The 17,531-nt window shown below is 36.9% G+C and carries 15 protein-coding genes; 3 read left to right on the plus strand and 12 right to left on the minus strand.

The features are described 5' to 3' along the window. Nucleotide 1: 1 nt before the first annotated feature. The 7 genes from P4L16_03545 to P4L16_03575 all read right to left on the minus strand — a co-directional run bounded on the left by P4L16_03545 (nt 2) and on the right by P4L16_03575 (nt 8,469). Complete coding sequence (locus P4L16_03545; GenBank protein MDR3624199.1) at nt 2-3,013, minus strand: lantibiotic dehydratase; 3,012 nt, start codon at nt 3,011-3,013, stop codon at nt 2-4. After that, complete coding sequence (locus tag P4L16_03550) at nt 2,992-3,564, minus strand: flavoprotein (protein MDR3624200.1); 573 nt, start codon at nt 3,562-3,564, stop codon at nt 2,992-2,994. The genes P4L16_03545 and P4L16_03550 overlap by 22 nt, the downstream gene beginning before the upstream one ends. After that, nucleotides 3,561-4,850 carry a lanthionine synthetase C family protein gene (locus tag P4L16_03555; protein MDR3624201.1) on the minus strand — a complete coding sequence of 430 codons (1,290 nt, stop codon included), beginning with the start codon at nt 4,848-4,850 and terminating at the stop codon, nt 3,561-3,563. The genes P4L16_03550 and P4L16_03555 overlap by 4 nt, the downstream gene beginning before the upstream one ends. Nucleotides 4,851-4,887: 37 nt before the next feature. Further along, on the minus strand, nt 4,888-6,183 hold the full coding sequence (locus P4L16_03560; GenBank protein ID MDR3624202.1) for a lanthionine synthetase C family protein: 1,296 nt from the start codon (nt 6,181-6,183) through the stop codon (nt 4,888-4,890). 60 nt (nt 6,184-6,243) lie between these two features. Beyond that, nucleotides 6,244-6,444: a gallidermin family lantibiotic gene (locus P4L16_03565; GenBank protein ID MDR3624203.1), complete on the minus strand. Its 201-nt coding sequence runs from the start codon at nt 6,442-6,444 to the stop codon at nt 6,244-6,246. A 373-nt stretch (nt 6,445-6,817) separates the two neighbouring features. Next, nucleotides 6,818-7,519 (minus strand): lipoate--protein ligase family protein, encoded by a 702-nt coding sequence (locus tag P4L16_03570; protein ID MDR3624204.1) that lies wholly within the window; start codon nt 7,517-7,519, stop codon nt 6,818-6,820. Between the two features lie 26 nt (nt 7,520-7,545). After that, nucleotides 7,546-8,469 carry a diguanylate cyclase gene (locus tag P4L16_03575; protein MDR3624205.1) on the minus strand — a complete coding sequence of 308 codons (924 nt, stop codon included), beginning with the start codon at nt 8,467-8,469 and terminating at the stop codon, nt 7,546-7,548. A 179-nt stretch (nt 8,470-8,648) separates the two neighbouring features. On the opposite strand from P4L16_03575, the gene P4L16_03580 reads away from it, so the two are divergent. Both P4L16_03580 and mnmG read left to right on the plus strand, forming a co-directional pair. Next, nucleotides 8,649-8,738, plus strand: coding sequence for an AURKAIP1/COX24 domain-containing protein (locus tag P4L16_03580; GenBank protein ID MDR3624206.1), 90 nt, complete (start codon nt 8,649-8,651; stop codon nt 8,736-8,738). After that, a complete protein-coding gene (gene mnmG / locus P4L16_03585) occupies nt 8,739-10,568 on the plus strand; it encodes a tRNA uridine-5-carboxymethylaminomethyl(34) synthesis enzyme MnmG (protein MDR3624207.1) in 1,830 nt (609 codons plus the stop codon). On the opposite strand, the gene P4L16_03590 is transcribed toward mnmG, so the two are convergent. Then, nucleotides 10,552-11,463 carry a hypothetical protein gene (locus P4L16_03590; GenBank protein ID MDR3624208.1) on the minus strand — a complete coding sequence of 304 codons (912 nt, stop codon included), beginning with the start codon at nt 11,461-11,463 and terminating at the stop codon, nt 10,552-10,554. The genes mnmG and P4L16_03590 overlap by 17 nt on opposite strands. 56 nt (nt 11,464-11,519) lie before the next feature. Next, a complete protein-coding gene (locus P4L16_03595) occupies nt 11,520-12,479 on the minus strand; it encodes a hypothetical protein (GenBank protein MDR3624209.1) in 960 nt (319 codons plus the stop codon). A gap of 149 nt (nt 12,480-12,628) precedes the next feature. Between P4L16_03595 and P4L16_03600 the strand changes: the two genes are divergently transcribed. Next, nucleotides 12,629-13,612: a hypothetical protein gene (locus P4L16_03600; GenBank protein MDR3624210.1), complete on the plus strand. Its 984-nt coding sequence runs from the start codon at nt 12,629-12,631 to the stop codon at nt 13,610-13,612. Between the two features lie 1,140 nt (nt 13,613-14,752). On the opposite strand, the gene coaD is transcribed toward P4L16_03600, so the two are convergent. The 3 genes from coaD to P4L16_03615 are packed head-to-tail and all read right to left on the minus strand — an operon-like array spanning nt 14,753 to nt 16,847. Next, on the minus strand, nt 14,753-15,262 hold the full coding sequence (coaD, locus tag P4L16_03605) for a pantetheine-phosphate adenylyltransferase (protein MDR3624211.1): 510 nt from the start codon (nt 15,260-15,262) through the stop codon (nt 14,753-14,755). Next, nucleotides 15,259-15,828, minus strand: a complete 570-nt coding sequence (rsmD, locus tag P4L16_03610; GenBank protein ID MDR3624212.1) for a 16S rRNA (guanine(966)-N(2))-methyltransferase RsmD — start codon at nt 15,826-15,828, stop codon at nt 15,259-15,261. Before rsmD ends, coaD begins: the two co-directional genes overlap by 4 nt. Nucleotides 15,829-15,839: 11 nt before the next feature. Further along, the gene (locus P4L16_03615; GenBank protein ID MDR3624213.1) at nt 15,840-16,847 is read right to left on the minus strand and encodes a hypothetical protein; all 1,008 of its coding nucleotides are present in this window, start codon (nt 16,845-16,847) and stop codon (nt 15,840-15,842) included. Nucleotides 16,848-17,531 lie beyond the last annotated feature (684 nt).

Consider the following 17,531-nt stretch of genomic DNA (forward strand, 5'->3'; position numbering starts at 1 on the left):
CCTATTTTGAAGTTTTTGCAGAACATGAGTTATGTAAGATTTGCAGAACATGGGAAGCGAACAGATAGCTCTTTTGTTCTAGCTTGTTATTAATTCCTAAAAAGCGGTTACAATGCATGTGTAATATGCTTATAATCGCTGCGTTTAAGGAGGGAATTTCTTTTAGACAGGATAGATATTTTTTTTGCGCTGCATGTCTTCTTGCAAATATGTGCATGAGCAGATTCACCTCTTCCACTTCAGGCTTTTTTTCTAGTATTTGTTTTGCGTAAGATAGCAAAGTGGATTTCCAAGATCTAAATCCTTCGAGTTCTTTTTTGTTTAGTTGCATGCTCTCAAATAGCTGGATTTGTTCGGAAATAGAAATTTTAAAGTTTTGAAGTAAGTCTAGTAGACTAAGAGAGGCTATAACATAGTTTGGAAGAGTTGTTTTATGATGCAGCATATACAATGCAACTTCAGAATCAGCATGAAATAGCTCTTCAGCTGCATTTATTGCAGAAACCCCACCATACCGTTCTATCTCCCTTTCATAAGGGTGGAAAGAATATTCCTTAATGGCTCCGCTTTCCATGAGCTTTTCAGCCCAGGATGATAAGGTGAAGGTAGAGTGGTTATTTTCCTTATATCTAAGGCGAAGACGAAGGTGAGGACCTTCCTTATCGTTATATTGCACAAAGAACCAACAGTGCAGATAAGGCATTAATTCTTGTATTAAAGGAGGGAAGTGTTTTTTTAAAAGAGCATCTTTTCCAGATTCTTTAAGATACAATTTTGTGTAAGTCCATTCTGATCCGGGTGCTTTCCACCTTTCAGAGTGGGAGATTGTTTGAAAAGGGATATTGTATGGTTTCGATGAGCAATATTTTGCATTTTTAAGGATAGGAATTACAAGCTCAGATCGGTATGTTCCAAGCGTACTGCTTATCCATCCAACTTCTCCAACATTTTCCATCAAGATAATTTCTTTTCTTGTTTTTAGATGGCGAGCAACTTCTTGAAGATGAAAGTCGTGCTTTCGATTTAGTAAAATACGATGGTCTGCAAACATTAAGAAAAGAGTTACGGGTACTTTTTGCTTATCTGCCCAATGGTCAATTTTTTTGCAAAGCGTCTGTATAGAGTCTTTTTCGGTAGCTTCAAGTAATGATAAAGTGAGGTGCCATTTTGCAGGTAGAAGAACAGTCTTTTGATACCTTACACGGGGTAAATAAGCCATATTTTGAAGATTTCCCCAAGGAAAAGGATGCAACAGATGGTATTGGTCTTTTGAAATTTCTCTTAGGAAACGAATGAGTTTTGGACCTAGTTGAGGGTTTAAAACGTTCATGGATACAACATTGAGTCTTTGACCATTTTTTAGAGTAAGGAATAGATGCTGGTCTGTTGCACCTACATAAATATCTTCTAAAGAAATTGTTTGAGGAGTATTGCCGTATCCAAGGTTGATATTCAGCTTTCTAAGATTAGGGTGAATAGCCACGTTTGCACTGCGTGCGTTACTTGGAAAGTAAGAGCCTTCGACAAAAATTTGATCTTGTTCATGAGCTTCTTCAGTATGCAATATATCTTGTATGGCTTGTAAGTCATTTTCATTGAAGAGATGAAGAAAGCGGCCAAATGTAGCCATCCCATCTCCACCTGCTACAGTGGGTTGTAAAACAACTAAATAGTTTCCTTGGTCTATATCTTGTGGTGATGAAGCAATAACTTCACAATAGACATCTAAAGAAGAGGGCGCCTTTTCTTTTGTTACAGTGATTCCAAATTTTTCGATATCATTATCTGTTATTACAATTTCATTCTCGTGGCCCTGTACAGAGAGCATCCACTTCCATGCTAAAAATTGTTGCCACTCTTCGCTTATATATTGTTTATCTTGCTCTATTTCCTTTGATTCATAACTTTCTGGAAAGCCAAGGCCTGCATGTTCATCTATTAAATCAAGTAAAGGGATGATGCGAAACATCCCCCATTTTTCTAGAAACTTGTTGTGGTATTTACGTAAATGAGGAATGCCAAGCGGAGCAAAAGAAAGTCGCCAAAGAGCTTCTGCAGCTTGTGAAATCTCCGTTATAACTGCAGAGGGAAGTTTTATCTCATTGTGCAGTGTTGTATCTACTTGTAAGACTGTAGAAGGACTTGCAACGGATCTCATCTTCGTATCGATTTCTTGGAATAATACATCTCCACCTTTTTGATTATAATTTTCTATAAAAGAAGAAATGGATTCTAAATATTCAAGTAGAGGGACTTTAGGATTTGTTGTTTGCAAATTGTTTATGAGATTTTTTAGTGGGGACATTGTAAGTAAGCTTGGAAAAGTAGATGAAATAAGAATTTCTTCTTTAAGCAGGGTTTTTAATACATGTAATAATTTGTCTTCTTCTAAATGAGGAGCTGTTTTTTTCAAGCTATCAAGAAGTTCTTGAATAGAAATAAAGTCTGCTGTCTTCTCTAAAATCATGAAAATTAAAGGAGTTGCTTGAATGGAGATCTCCTTTTTTTCTTTTTCAGTTTTTAGCCTCATGTAGGGTAATAAAATTCTTCCCATAGACTTTACAAGCAAGGGATTCTTTTTAACTTTACTGTAAATTGCAAGAGACTCGTTTGCATTACTAGAATCTAGTACAGTCATTAACCATTCCATATCTGGTCTAGCTACTCGTTGAATATAAGACATATCTACATTACCAGTAGTTTTAGAGCTAATATGGCCTATAGAAACAGATGAAAATAGCCCAAAGGGAGTTGCTCGAGTTGCCATTCTTGTGACATATTTAAATAAAGAGAAGATAGCTTGATTATCGGCGGGATCAATGCTTTGCAGTGCTTTATAAAGCTCAGGAGATGCAATGGCGATGGCCTCTCTTAAATCTATAGACTGTTTATATAAGTCTAAAAGGTCTTTTCGAAGGTCTAATGATATAGCAATACGATCAAAGACCTCTTTTGGAAAAAAAGGGGTGCGTACCATAAATAGGGGTGTTGCTAAGAAGAGATCGTCTGCCACTGTTGCTCCTGTATTTCGAGTTGTAGAATTGACATGATAGACTCTATTGAAGGCAAAACAGGGTTGATTTCGAATTGTCTTGAAGCATATTCAAACGCTTCTTTAATGATAGGCTGAATGATTTTATGTCCGTCATCAATAAGGAGCTGAACATTGCGTTGTACCGCTTTGTTTTGCCACATTGCCCTATTCATGTTAGGAACAAAAAGGACTTTTTTTTGATAAGCTAGGATTGTAGCTGCAAGTAATGTGTCAGCCATACCGTGAGCCGCTCTTGCAAGAATATCAGCGGTTGCTGGAATGATAATAAAAACGTCTGCCCAGCGAGCGAGCTCTATGTGGTTCATATTTTCTTTCGACAGAGGAAATTCATGTGTGTAGATACCTTCAGATAGTATGTGAAGGCTTTCTTTTGGAATAAATTGGCTTGCTGTATGAGTTAAAATTATTTTTAACCGTGGGAAGTGCTTGTAGATCTCTAGAAGGTAATTGGGTAAAAGGAGAACAGAAATGGATCCTGTAATACCAATTAATACTTTTGTATCGTTCATGATAGCCTTTCATTGATAAGAAACAAGGGTTGCCACTTAGGATAAACTTCTGGACCAAGAAGAGTTAATAATACGCCTACACAACCATCTAACAACCCTATTTTTTCACGTTCTTGAGGTTCTGTATTAGATGTGGTAAGCTCCAGATCCCAAAATCCAATCGGTCTATCTTCCTTATAGGTGTCTAAAAGATGCGATTTCAAAAATTCTACTCTTTGCTTTAATTGAAAAGAACGAGAATCTATAGCCATTAAATCTGTTAATGTTAAGAGACCTGCGATACCGTGGCAAAAGGTGGGGCTTTTTGGAACATCACTCATTGATTCAAAAGCAGCTATTGCCTCTTCTTGTATTGTTTTGGAGTCAATTGCTTTCCCGCATAAATATAAACTTCTTGCAACGCCAGCTGTCCCATAGCACCAAGCATTCATTGTGCCTGTTTTGGTTTTCGAATGAGTGATTTCTTCTTGAAAGGATATACGATCAGGCCATGAAATGGAGCCGTTTTTTACAATTTTTTTACTTAAAAGCCAGTTTGAAAAATACTTTAAGGCATATTCTTGGTCTTTTACAGAAATGCCATTTAATTTTGCTATGGATAATAAAGCCATAACCCCTGCAATGCCGTGAGCCATCCCTAAATTAAAATTGCCAAATGGAAATGTTATTTTATCCTGGTCAATGAATTGGTAATAGCTTGGATGATACCAAGCAGGTATCTTGTGGCCTCCAATTTCAATGTGTGTTGCTAACTTAACAAGGGAAGACAGAATTTTTGTAAGAAGATTGTAAATGTCTTCGTTGTCAATGGCTTTTAGGCAATAAATTCCAATACCAGATAAGCCAGAAATAATTTCCCATAACTCTGGATGGATAGGTAATCCTAGAGTAACTTTTTCTTCTATCTGGTTAAAGTAGCTTTTGGAAATCTGGTTAATTAAGTATGTATGAAGGGTTTGAATAAATTTTTGATAACGTGTTTTATTTCTTGAGGCAGCATCTATTGCAAAACATATGCCAGAAAGTCCGCTGAATAAGGAGAGGTTTGATAATCCTTGCATCTCAATAGATTCTTTAATTTTAATAATATTTGTGTGGGCAGCTTTATCCCAGCCTTCGTCTGGAAAAAGTTCGTCTAGGCAGGCAAACAATAAAACAAGTGAGGGATATCCATGAGAGAGAGAGAGGGGAAATGCTAATAAATTAGCCTCTGTCAAATTGTTTGTGTGATATAAGTTTCTTGCAATATGTTTTACAAGAGCTGTGCAAGATGTGCCTACAATCATGAAGTTACCAAACTATAGAAAAAAAGTGTTCTAATGTTTATACAAGCAAGAAAGCTCGGTCCCATAAAGTGTCCTTGTGTTCGGTGAGGAGTAATGAGAGGGCAATGCCTACTGCACCTGTAAAGAGTCCTGGATCGTCAATCCAGTGGTAATTCGTGTGATTATCTACATAAACTGATTGGAATCCAAAAGGGCTATGAGGACGATAGAAACTTTTAAGATCATCTTCTAGATTCTTAACCTGCTTCCATAAAAAAGGGTTTTGTGTTTCTTCAGCCATACGGCAGGTAATGGCTAAAACACCCGCACGACCATTAGAAAATGATGTTCCCATCATATTCCATTCTTTTATGGGCTTAGAGAATAATGAGACAAACAATTTTTCCGCATAATCAGTTAGAGAAAAATCTTTTAAAGCCTTTCCTGTTAGATACAAAGCTCTTGCAACACAAGGTATTCCAGACCACCAGGTGTCATAATTGATTTCAAAGAGTGAGGGACAAGAAGATGTTCTAGCATCTAAAGTGTTGGGAAAAAGTGTTCCATATTCAGAAGTGCATGCTTGATTTTTTATCCACAGTGCTAGTTTAAGAGCTGTTTCTTGTAAATGTTCTACATGCACTTCTTCCTTTATTGCTAGAGCTAGTGCAGAAAGGCAGCCTACAATGCCAATAGGGGTATTCATAAAGAAAGCCCCTTCAGGATATTTTATGCGCTCTTCGTCGGCTAAAAGGTCTTTTGGAGCAATATGCCATGCTGGTTGTGCGTTGGAGCCTTCTTTATTAAAAAAATTGACTAGCCATTTGGTAATGGAGGTTGCAAGCTGCAAAAAAACAGAGTCATTTTTTCGAAGTAATGCGTAAGCGAGTATTCCAGTAACTCCGGACATTAAGTTGCAAGAATGAAAAGAGGTTGTCTCTGAGGTATTCAAACGCTTAATTTCAGCTTCAACATATTCCACAAGTAATTTATCAAGAGTTTCCTGAAGAGATTGATAATATTTGCCCTGATTGGAGCAAAGATACACTGAAAAGCAGAGCCCTGCAATTCCTGAGAAGAGAGATGTGTCGTTAAAGCCATTCACTTCAGCTTTACGAATAGCCTCATTTAGATAGGTGTGAGAAAGTTTTCTCCACGTTTCTTGAGGATCAATCTTATCCATAACAGCGTAAAAGCATGCAATACCTGGATAGCCTTCAAAAAAAGCCGTTTCATTCCATAAGTTATTGTGGAACTTACCTCTTGTTATGGAGTGTGTTATTGTTTCTTTGACGTTAAGAGGGTTTTGGATTTTTTCTGCTATATCTTTACAGATATGTAAGTAGTGGTGCATAGACAATCCTTCTTATAAGGGGCTATAGGAGGAGACAAGCCCCTCCTATAGATTTAAGTATTAACAACAGAAGCTGTTGTTTGTCCCTGTATTTCCACAACCTGGTGTACAGAGAGACCTGCTTGTGATGAGTTCATTAACTCCTGGTTTTTCGCCAGGTGCTGCAGTTACTGTGAGATCGAGATCATACTCGTCTATTTCAGTTTTAGTAGTTTTAAAAAAAATAGGTGACATTGAATTGCGTTCAACTTGCATTAGCATTGTAAACCTCCAAAGTTTAATTGATAAAGTCCTGTTAAACTACAGGACGAGCCGGATTGTATATTAAACTAAGTTTTTTCTACAACCATAATTGTAAATTTAAGTTAAGGCTCATGTTTGGTTTGTATAAAGATGATGAGGTTGAATGGTTTAGAGTAGTAAATATTTAGGCTGTTTTTGCTTTTTTCTATATGCTACAATGCAAAATGTTCTGCTGATTGGGATACTTTGAGAGCCAGTTTATATCTTACCGACGATATTTTTTATTTTAGGGGATCACAAGGCTAAACGGATAGATTCTTTTTAGAACTAGAACTTTAGGGAGTGAACCCACCTATACTTTTAGGTTGGTAGATCGGCTTTCAATCCCCTTTCAGCGGATTTGTGTTGCTTTTCTGTGAGGTTGTTCTAGGAGATGGATGACCTCTTCCTTTTTTATGAGATTTATTTTAGATAGAGTGGAGAGGGTTGAGATAATCTTGTCTATAAAGAAATCTTTGGATGGTAGGTGATTTTTGAGTTTACATAAGAATTCATCGTGCTCTCTTCTGTTTCGGTAGTTTGGTGCTTTACTCGGCAAGAGGAGATAGTCCATGTTTTCTTTTGTGAAGTCCCACAAGAACGAGGTGTGATGCAGGAGGCGATTTTTGCGAATGTACTGCGCGTTGCCCCCGAACTTTTTTTCATGGAATACATAGTCATTTTCACGAAGAGTGAAGTTTTGTGGAAAAACATTTTTATAAAACCCTTCCGTCCATTTCATGATAACTTCTGGTTGTAGAGGGATGTTGAGGTGCTCTTTATTTAAAATGAATGTTACAAAGATCGTCTCTTCATCAACAACAACTGTTCCTCCTCCGCTAAATCGCTTAATAACAGGAATGGGTTGGGATAGAAGCTTGGTCTGATTGATTAAAAGTTCTGGCTTGCCAGAGATGCCCATAACAATTGCGGGTTTTGATCCGTAATTGATGATGCACCAATTTCTAGTATCGGCTCTAAGAAGAGCCTCCTCAATGCAAAGCTGGGAGAAAATAAACTCATTATCCAAAATGAGAAGATTAAGTAAAGACATGTAGAAAATTTTAACAAATTATAGCTTTACGACGCAAGGCGTACTTGGTTGCGTCCATGTATTTTTGCTTCATAGAGAGCCTCATCTGCGTCTTGTAATAATAATTCAAGGCGAGGTTTTTCAGGGGCAAGCATAGCAACTCCAGCGGATATAGAGATATGAATAATGCCTTTTGTGGTGATAAAAGGAGTTTTTGAGACATTTAAGCGGATTTTTTCTGCTACGGTGCTTGCTTGATTTAAAGAAGTGTTAGGCAAGAGAATAGCGAATTCTTCACCACCAAAGCGAATAGATAGATCGTAGCTCCTCTGCGTTTTAAGGATGAGCTCTGCAAGTTGCACAAGCACTTCATCTCCAACTAAATGGCCATAGAGATCATTGACTTCCTTGAAGTGATCTATGTCGATCATGAGAAGAGAGAGAGGTAGTTTGCCTCTTATGGCTTTATCAATTTCTTTTCTGCCGTGGTCATAAAGAACATAGCGATTGTAGAAATTAGTAAGAGGATCATGCTCTGCAAGTCTTTTTAGTTTTTGAGAAAATGAAGTAAGCTCAAGTACGATATTTTTATGGTGCTCTGCAACCATGATAGCCGCATGAATTGCATGAGGAGAGAGGGGGTGATATAAAAAATTTGTAACACCACCATCGAGTGCTTCCTTTGCAAATAGTGGATCATATTCGCGCATAATAAGGAGTATAGGAAGATAAGAAAAGCGCTTGTGAGTTTTAACTTGCTTGCATAGTGTAAATCCCAGAGCTTCTCCAGGAGCATGGTCGACGATCATAAAATCAATTTTTAGATTGCAAAGGGAATTAAGAGCTTCTTCTGTTGAGGCTACATCGATGATTTTATATGTTTGTTCAAGTAAGTCTTTAACTTGCTGTTTTATCTCTTGCTCTTTTATTGCAATAAGAAGAGTGGGTAGTGGATCTTGTTCTATCAACATATTTGCCTAAAAACCTGAGTTTAAAAAACAGGGGTTACTTTTTTTTCTTTAATAACACAAACAAGAGTTCTATGAGATACTTTTTTTGCAAACTTAGGGTTAATACTTGTTTTTATCGGGAAAGTTTTTTATCATGTTTTTACAGATTATGAAGTTATAATCGTTTCATTGGAGAAAACATGTCTTCTGTTAAGAAAAAACGTAAGTATAAAATATCAAAGCATAAGCGTAAGAAGAGAAGCCGAAGAGATAGGCATAAAACACGGTAGATGTGGAAGTTTCCTGTTGTTTATGACGTTATCGTGATCGGTGCGGGGCATGCAGGCTGCGAAGCAGCCCTTGCCGCCGCAAGACGAGGCGCTTTGACGCTTATCTTAACCATGAATTTAGATACGATTGGTAAGATGAGCTGCAATCCTGCAATTGGAGGTATTGCAAAGGGTCATATGGTGCGTGAAATTGACGCACTTGGTGGCGAAATGGGAAAAGCTACGGATGCAAGCGGCATACAGTTTCGTATGCTCAATGCAACAAAGGGGCCAGCTGTTTGGGCGCCAAGGGCGCAAGCTGATAAAGCTCTTTATCAGCTTGAAATGAAGCATCGTCTAGAAAAAACACTCAATTTACATATCAAGCAAGGAACAACAGAGTCTCTAGTTGTAGATAGAGATCATGTTGTAGGTGTCACTACACTAGAGGGTATTGAATACACTGGAAAGACAGTTATTATATCTTCTGGCACATTCATGAGAGGTCTTCTTCATATTGGAGAGACGAATTATGCAGGTGGAAGGGCTGGAGATAAGCCTTCTATTGGTTTGTCTGCAAGTTTAGAGCGTCTTGGATTTACACTTGGTAGATTGAAGACCGGAACGCCTCCAAGAGTCAATAGACGCACAATTGATTTTAGCAAGTGTGAAGAGCAACCAGGTGATGACAACGTATTTTTCTCCTATGACAACATAGAGAAAAAGCATCCTCTGCCCCAAATATCTTGTTACATCACCTACACGACAGAAAAAACAAAAGAAATCGTTCAAAATAATATCCACAGATCTCCTATGTATTCTGGAAAGATTGTGGGTATAGGTCCTAGATATTGTCCATCTATAGAAGATAAAGTGATGCGTTTTTCTGATAAAGAACGCCATCAAGTCTTTCTAGAGCCAGAGGGTCTTACAACAGAAGAAATTTATGTCAATGGAGTCTCATCTTCACTGCCCTTTGATGTGCAACTAGAGCTTATTCATAGCATCATTGGCTTAGAGAATGCAGAAATTATGCGCTCTGCTTATGCTATCGAATATGATTATGTGACTAGTGGACAGATTCATTATTCTTTGGAGACAAAAAAAATAGAAGGTCTCTATTTAGCAGGTCAAATCAATGGAACATCAGGGTATGAAGAAGCTGCAGCACAAGGCCTGATTGCAGGCATTAATGCTGCTAGTAAAGTACTTGGAAAGGAGCCCTTAATTTTAAAGCGCTCAGAGGCTTATATAGGTGTAATGATCGACGATCTTGTAAATAAAGGACTTGATGAGCCCTACCGTATGTTTACAAGTAGGGCAGAGCACAGGTTGCTTCTTCGTCAAGATAATGCGGATTTGCGTCTGCGTCGTTATGGTTATGAGCTTGGCCTTATTGATGATGTGCGCTTTCAAAAGTTCCTTCATAAGGAAAAGACAATCACAGAGGAAATTTTACGCCTTGGTACTATTTACAAGCAAGTTAATGGAAAAGGTGTTTCTTTGGCGCAAGCTCTTTGCAGACCTGAAACAACTTATGAAAGTTTACTTAAAGAATATCCTGAAGGTATACAAGATCATGGACCTGGTATTAATTTACAAATCGAATTGAATTTGAAGTATGCAGGTTATATTAAAAGGCAAGAAAGAGAGATTGATAAATTAGATCATCTTGAAAATATTAAAATTCCAAAATCGCTAGATTTTAAAATGGTCAAGGGCCTTCGAAAAGAAGCTATTGATAAACTCTGCAAACATGCACCTGAAAATTTAGGGCAAGCCTCTCGTATTTCCGGTGTATCTCCTGCTGATATAACCGTATTAATGGTTTTTATCAAGAATCTGCATTAATAGTGTTTTCAATGATAGCACCAGCTATGCCAAGGGTTGCTAGGTTAATTAAGCTATATCCAAGGTGGAGATAGCCATTAGTCATTCCCTCTTGTGTGTGTTTTATGCATGAAATAATGCATTCTTTAGATTTAGATGGTAATATCATGATGGCAATTCCATATACAACAGCAGCTATATATCCATAAAGTACTTGAGATGCACCAAGAACACCTTTTACAACAGAGCATGCAAGGCCAAGAATAGGAAAAATTTGTGCTTTATTCAAGCGTTTTTGAATGATGTCTATTGTTTTATTAGCCTCTTCTATGCGAAGTAGATAAGCGAGTGTACCGAGCGAGGCTATGTTTAATAGGTTTAAGGGGAGTATGCGCATGCTTGCTTTAAGATGAGTGAGAGTAAGTTTTGTGTAATCAGATGTATTAAAACCAATTATCTTACCCATTACAAAGAAAATAGTGCCTACAAAGCTATAAACAGCTTTGCAAATGTTATATAAGAGTGATCCAGTGGAGCTAACTGCGCCAAATAGAGGTAGGGATTCTATGGGAAGATTTTTAAAGAGGTCTTTTTTTGCACCATGATAGAGCTCTTCTTCAAGATAATTAAACTGTTTTATATTGTATATGTATCCTAAAATGCCAAGAGAGAGTATGTTAACGGCGGCAAGTGTAAGATAATAAGTTCCATTTTTTATCCACTTTACAGCCTCTCGTCCATAATCTTTTCCAGCGTTTTGTAACCTTTCAGAATAAAAGGCGTGCCCAATTGCAAGAGAGCCACTTCCAATTATAGTTAGAGCAACACTGCCAACTATTTCTAAACAACTGGATTGAATGAGATTTATAGCGCCAATGATGTTACCGAAAGGTAGAACACTTATTTCTATTAACATTTCTTGGAACCGAGTTAACTGGAATGTGCATTTTTGAAGTTCGGGTATGGTTAACATTATTTTTTCCCTGTTCGTTCAATGAATCCACTAGCTATGCCAAGGGTTGCTAGATTTAGTACGCTGTAAGATAGGTGTTTCAAGTTGGAAGAGAAGTCTTTACCCGCAATTAAAGCTCTTTCATGGCATATAGTTGAAAGTTGTCTCTTGGGTAAATAGAGTATTGCAGCCGCAACTTCATAGACAGCAAGACCTGTAAGCGCATAAGCCATTTCGATTGTACTGAATGCAGCCTTTGCAACTGAAGATATAAGGCCTAAGGTAGGAAAAGCCTGACATTCGCTAAGAGTTTTTTGAATATAATTGGTTACGGCACGAGCTTCTTCATCTTTTATATGAATTAGATAATTAGGCACGCCTAAAAAAAGCGTGTTTAAGAGATTTATGGGAAGTGCAGATACGCTCTCTTTTAGATGGGAGAGCGTACACCTTGTACGGTCGGATGTATTAAAACCTATTAGTTTGCCCATTGCAAAGAAAATAGTACCACAGAAGCTATAAATGGCTTTGACACTATTATAATAAAGTAACAGATAATGTGCTCCAAAACGATTTATGGACATTTTTTCTACCGGTATAATAATTTCCTGATTTATGAATAGGTCTATTTCTATTGTAAGATATATTTTTGAAATATAGCCAAAAAGCCCAAGAGATAGGATATTAACAGCTGCTAATGTAAAATAATATGAGCCGTTTTTAATCCATTTTATTGCCTCTTGCCCGCAATCAATGCCTATATGCTTTATATTTTTAGAGTGAAATGCATATCCAACAGTTAGCGTTATTCCGCTTATTGCAGTAAGAGCGATACCTCCAATAATCTGTACAGAGCTGAATAGAGTTTGGCCTATAACAATTGGGTCCATGTTGATTATGGGTATGCCGCTAATTTGTAGTAGGTCTTCATGGAAAGAAGTCCAGCCAGTCGTAAGTTTTTGAAGTCCTGCTATGGTCATCGCTTTTCTCATTGTATGTAAGTGATCTGTGTATTCTATTATTTAATTATAAAGATTGCTTAAAGATTCTTTTCTTTATCAAATCTTTGTGGTTATTAATTATAATTATTTTTTTTAGTTTATAACATATAAAAAAAGAGGTGAAAATCATGTTGATTATAACAAAACTTCAAGAATGCACATCTGCTTGGACAAATATTCATGAAGAAGAGCTTCAATTCTATGGAGTACCTACTCTAAATATAGGCATGGGTACATTACAAACGCTATCAAGTTCTGTAGAGATTATTGGGGGAGTAGCTCTCACTGCAATAGGTAAGGTTGTACAAACTGCTGGAAATTTGATTTTTTCTAAAAACATAGAGCGTATGGGCATTGATTGCGCTCAAGAGGGAACAAAATGGGTTAAAGATGGGGTTTATCACGTAACATTAGCAGCTGTAAATCTCTTATCTCTTGGAATTTTTGGATATATATCTCGGATAGGTCGTGAGATACCTGAAGAATTAGAGGCAATGGAAGCTGTTGCTAATATGAAAAAGATCGCTATTTTTAGCTTCTTAGTATCTTACACGTCAATTGGGCATAACCTCTGTTATAAAACTATTTGTAGCGTAGCGGGCACCATTTTTTTTGCAATGGGCAAAATGGTTGGTTTTAATACATCTGATAGCATAAAATGCACTTTATTACATTTAAAAGAGAGCTTGTCTACATTACCTGCGGACTTGTTAAATATACTTTCTTTGGGTACGCTTTCATATCTTGCACATATGAGAAATCCTAATCTTGAAGTAGAACAATTTCAAGATGTTTTGAGTAAAGCGCAAGCTTTCCCTGCGCTGGGCCTTATAGGATCGATTGCAAAAGGAGTATTCAGTTTGGTTGAGGTGACTTATGCAGCTACTGGTGTTATCGTTTATGGAGTTGCAGGTGCAGTATTACACTCGTATAATCAGGAACTTTTCACGGAGTCTTATGAGCGTGCTTTAATTGCAGCTAAGCGCTGCTTTTCTGGTTTTAAGCATTTATCTTATAGTGTACTTAATCTAGCAACTCTTGGTATAGCTAGTGGAATCATCGAACAAAACAATGATTGGAACAAATTAGTGACTGTTTTGTGTAGACGCTAATTTTGTAAAATGGGTACGCAGTAGACTTTTACTGCGTACTGGTATTAAGGATTTACTATTTTGGATAATATAAGATTATACGATGCATTTTCAATAGATACTCTTTTGCCAGCAAATGATGAGGATGCAAAGCAAGTAAAAGAGTACTTCTTGCCGATTTTTAAGCAGCAAATAAAGGATATGATCCAAAATGTTGATGCAAAGATTTTTATTTTAAAAATCGATGATCTACTTCTGCCTATCACCGTAAATGAAAAAGAGTATGACAACGCTTATGTAGCTTCCAATTATGTGAGTGTTCAGCTGTTGAAAGAATATGTGGATAAGCTGAAGAGTCCTTTTATATCTTTTTTTGCAAAGCCTGTCATGAGTTTATTGGGGCTTTTGTTGAAAGGTATAAAAATCAATAAAATGGTGTATGTCAATAATTGGCTCTGCTCTACGTGTCTGCAGCCAGAGCTTTCCTTGGGCCAAGTTGAGAGGCTTACAGGTTTTTTAACAAAGCATTTTCAAGACCATATGATTTTATTTCGCTCTCTACATGATTATAAAGGGGAGCATTTACTCGCCTCTTTAAAAAAAGTATATTATCGTTTGGTGTGTATACGCCAGATCTATTTTTTTGATTATCAGAAAGAACATTTATTTGATAACAGAGCAAAACGTCATCATAAGAGCGATAGTACGCTTGCACGAAAAGAAAACTACCAAGTTATTGAAAAAGAAGAATTACAAGAATCAGATTACGCACGTATCTTGCGGCTTTACCAGATGGTTTACATTGATAAATATACCCGTTATAGTCCTGAATTTACGGAAAATTTTTTAAAGGGCATTTTAGGTACTCCTAACATCTTCTTAAGGGCTTTAAAGAAAAATGGTAAAATTGATGGTTTTGTAGCTCTCTTTAAAAAGAATCATGAAATGATCATCTGTTTTCTTGGATATGATACAAGCCTGCCACAAGCGCTTGGTATGTACAGAATGATCATGGATTTGGCTCTTCAAGAGGCAAAAAAAATGAAGATTTTACTTAATTTAAGTTCGGGGTCTGATACGTTTAAAACACTTCGTGGCATGCTTAAAAAGCCAGAGTATTTGGCAGTGTTTGATAGGCACTTGCCTTTATATCGCCAAGCTTTATGGTTTATGGCCGAGATGTTTACGCGCATTCGAGCACAGACGCATCGATACAAGCGGTTCGATTTTTTCTGGGATAAAATCATGAAGGCGTTTGTCAAAAAAAGAGAGCTCACGAATTAGTGTAGAGCTGATATAAGCAAGTTCTGCATTGGCCATGAGAAAGAGCGTTTCTATTTCCCCTATTTTTCGATTGGCAAGAGCCATACGAAATTCATATTCAAAATCTGAAAAAGCGCGAAGGCCTCTGATGATGAAGTCTATTTTTGTATTTTTTGCAAACTCCACGATTAGACCAGAAAATGAGATGACTTCAACATTAGGGATATCTTCGGTAATTTGTTTAAGAAGATGTACGCGCTCTTCACCAGTAAAGATCTCTGTAGTTCTTGAAACGTTGATGGCAACTGCAACGTAGAGTTTATCACAGAGTACAGATGCTCTTTTGATGATATCTAGATGACCAAGAGAAGGCGGATCAAAAGATCCTGGAAAGACAGCGGTTTTCATAATATAGCCTCGTATTCTTTTAAGAGAGTGCTTCCAAAGCGCCTTGCGCTTTTTAATTGCATGTGTAGCAGCTTAGGTTCTTCTTGTCCCTTTAAAACGCGATCTTCTAGAAAAAGTATGCCAGAATCTTTTAAAAGAGAGTGTTGATCGATGAAAGCGAGGGCTTTGCTAGCAAGAGAGGAGGAAGGGTCTTTGCTGTAGGGAGGGTCTATATAAATAATAGAGAATTGTTGTTTTTGAGAAGAAAAGCGTTTAAGAGCAATGAATGCATCTGTTGTCATGACTTGAACTACGTCTTCAACATTAAGCTTTGCGATATTTTTTTTAATGGCGTCAAGGGCATGTCGATCCTGTTCAACAAATGTTGTAAAGGAAGCACCTCTACTAAGGGCTTCTAAGCCCATAGCTCCAGAGCCTGCAAAAAGGTCAAGGAAATTGGCATTATCAATGGCGTTGCCACAGATGTTAAAGACAGAAGCGCGCAGTTGTTCTAGAGTAGGCCTTACATGATCTTTTTTAGGAGATACAAGAGTCATTCCACGAAATTTGCCGCTAATGATGCGCATATATCGATGCCTTAATCCAAACGAATAGGTTCATAATATTGAATGAGTTGATTGCCTATATTTTCATCGAGATGTCTTACCTTTTCGTAAATTTGTAGCCCTTTTGCATTAAGGCTTTGCTCAAAATAACAAACACCTAATTTGTATAGGATTTCAGTATCTTCTGGTGAGATTGTAAGAGCTATTTCATATTCTTCAATTTCTTTTAGAGGCATGTTTAAGTTATGATAGCAATAAGCAAGCTGTATATGTACCCAATCATCATTTTGGATATATTCTTTTAAAATAAGGAATTCTTCAAGAGCACCTTTTATTGCCTGAGTAAATTTGGAGTGCATATTTTTTGTATATTTTGCCAAAATAACCCATTCAGAGGAATCGGGACTATTTTGTTTGGGCTTTTTAAAAAGTTCTGAGAGTTGAATATAGACAGTTGCAAGAGATGCGTGAAGTTCTTTGTTTATAGGTTCTTGCTTAATCATTTCAATATGTTTGTGGACAGTTTTGAGTAGTAGAAGCTCTTGCATTTTTAAAACATCTTCATAGAAAAACCAGCAAGAAATTTTTTGCAATAGAGGAATCAGTTGCTGCATCCGCTCAGGAATTGCAAAAATATGAGATTCATAATTTTTGAGGTAAGATGCAAATACGCAGTTACCTTTGGCAAGAAGGATGGAGTCTGAATGTTGCTCTTGCGGTAACAAAGTGTTGCAATCCTCTAAAAAAGTATCCGTGAGCAGAGATAACTCTGCAGATTTTTTAGCTTTGGAATAGAGCCTGATAACAAGATAAGAAAATAATGTAAGAAAAAGTATGGCAAAACTTATGGCAAGTATGGAGCTTTTGGCAAGTGTGCCAATAAAGATGAGTATTAAGATGATCTCAATAAAACAGAGTACGAGAAAGAGAAGATTAAAAAGAGCATAATTTTTGATAATATGACAAAACTTGGTAGAAGCGGACTTACAAAGGGTAAGGATGCTCGCTGTAAGAGGATGGGAATTTTGCTGATAGCTCATTGAAGGCCTTGTGTATTAACCTGAGTTTTGAGTTTAAACTACTTAACTCATGTTACGCAAAAACTTTGAAATAGGTTGGTTGCGAGACGTATACACAAACCAATTCTTGAACTTGTTTGTGTATTAAGAGCTTATTTTAAAGTTTTTGCATAACATAAGTACTTAAGATTAGAGGGGATTCTGGATAAATTTTCAATCATTTTTGTTTGTAGACAGCAATTAGGAGTGGCGATGGATTTATAAGTGTTTTCTCGTCTAGTAGGCCAAATGAAGCGGAAACTAGAGATTAAAGTCACAAAAATCAACGTTATTTCAAATAATTATCAGTAATGTTAGTAAAAAAATAATAAAAAAAATCAGGCAACAAGCTAGTGGTTGTATGGAAGGTTTTTTGAGAAAAAAATGGACTATAAATTAATGCAAACATTATTTTGGGGAGGGTCTTTACCAAAACGTAACTGAATCGGATCTTTCCCTTCAAACAAGGTAGTATTGGGCAAGTAGATAAGATCTAAAATCATCTGCTTCATCACAAATGAAATAGTATAATGGACCCCGAAATTTAGACACCCCAAATCGCGCAACTTTCTGATAAACTAAACGCAGAAAGGATAGCAACTATGGGAAAGTACAATCAATATACGGCAGAATTTAAAATGAAAGTGGCCCTAGAGGCCGCACATG

This window comes from Chlamydiales bacterium (genome assembly GCA_031292375.1).
GTDB lineage: Bacteria > Chlamydiota > Chlamydiia > Chlamydiales > VFKH01 > JARLHF01.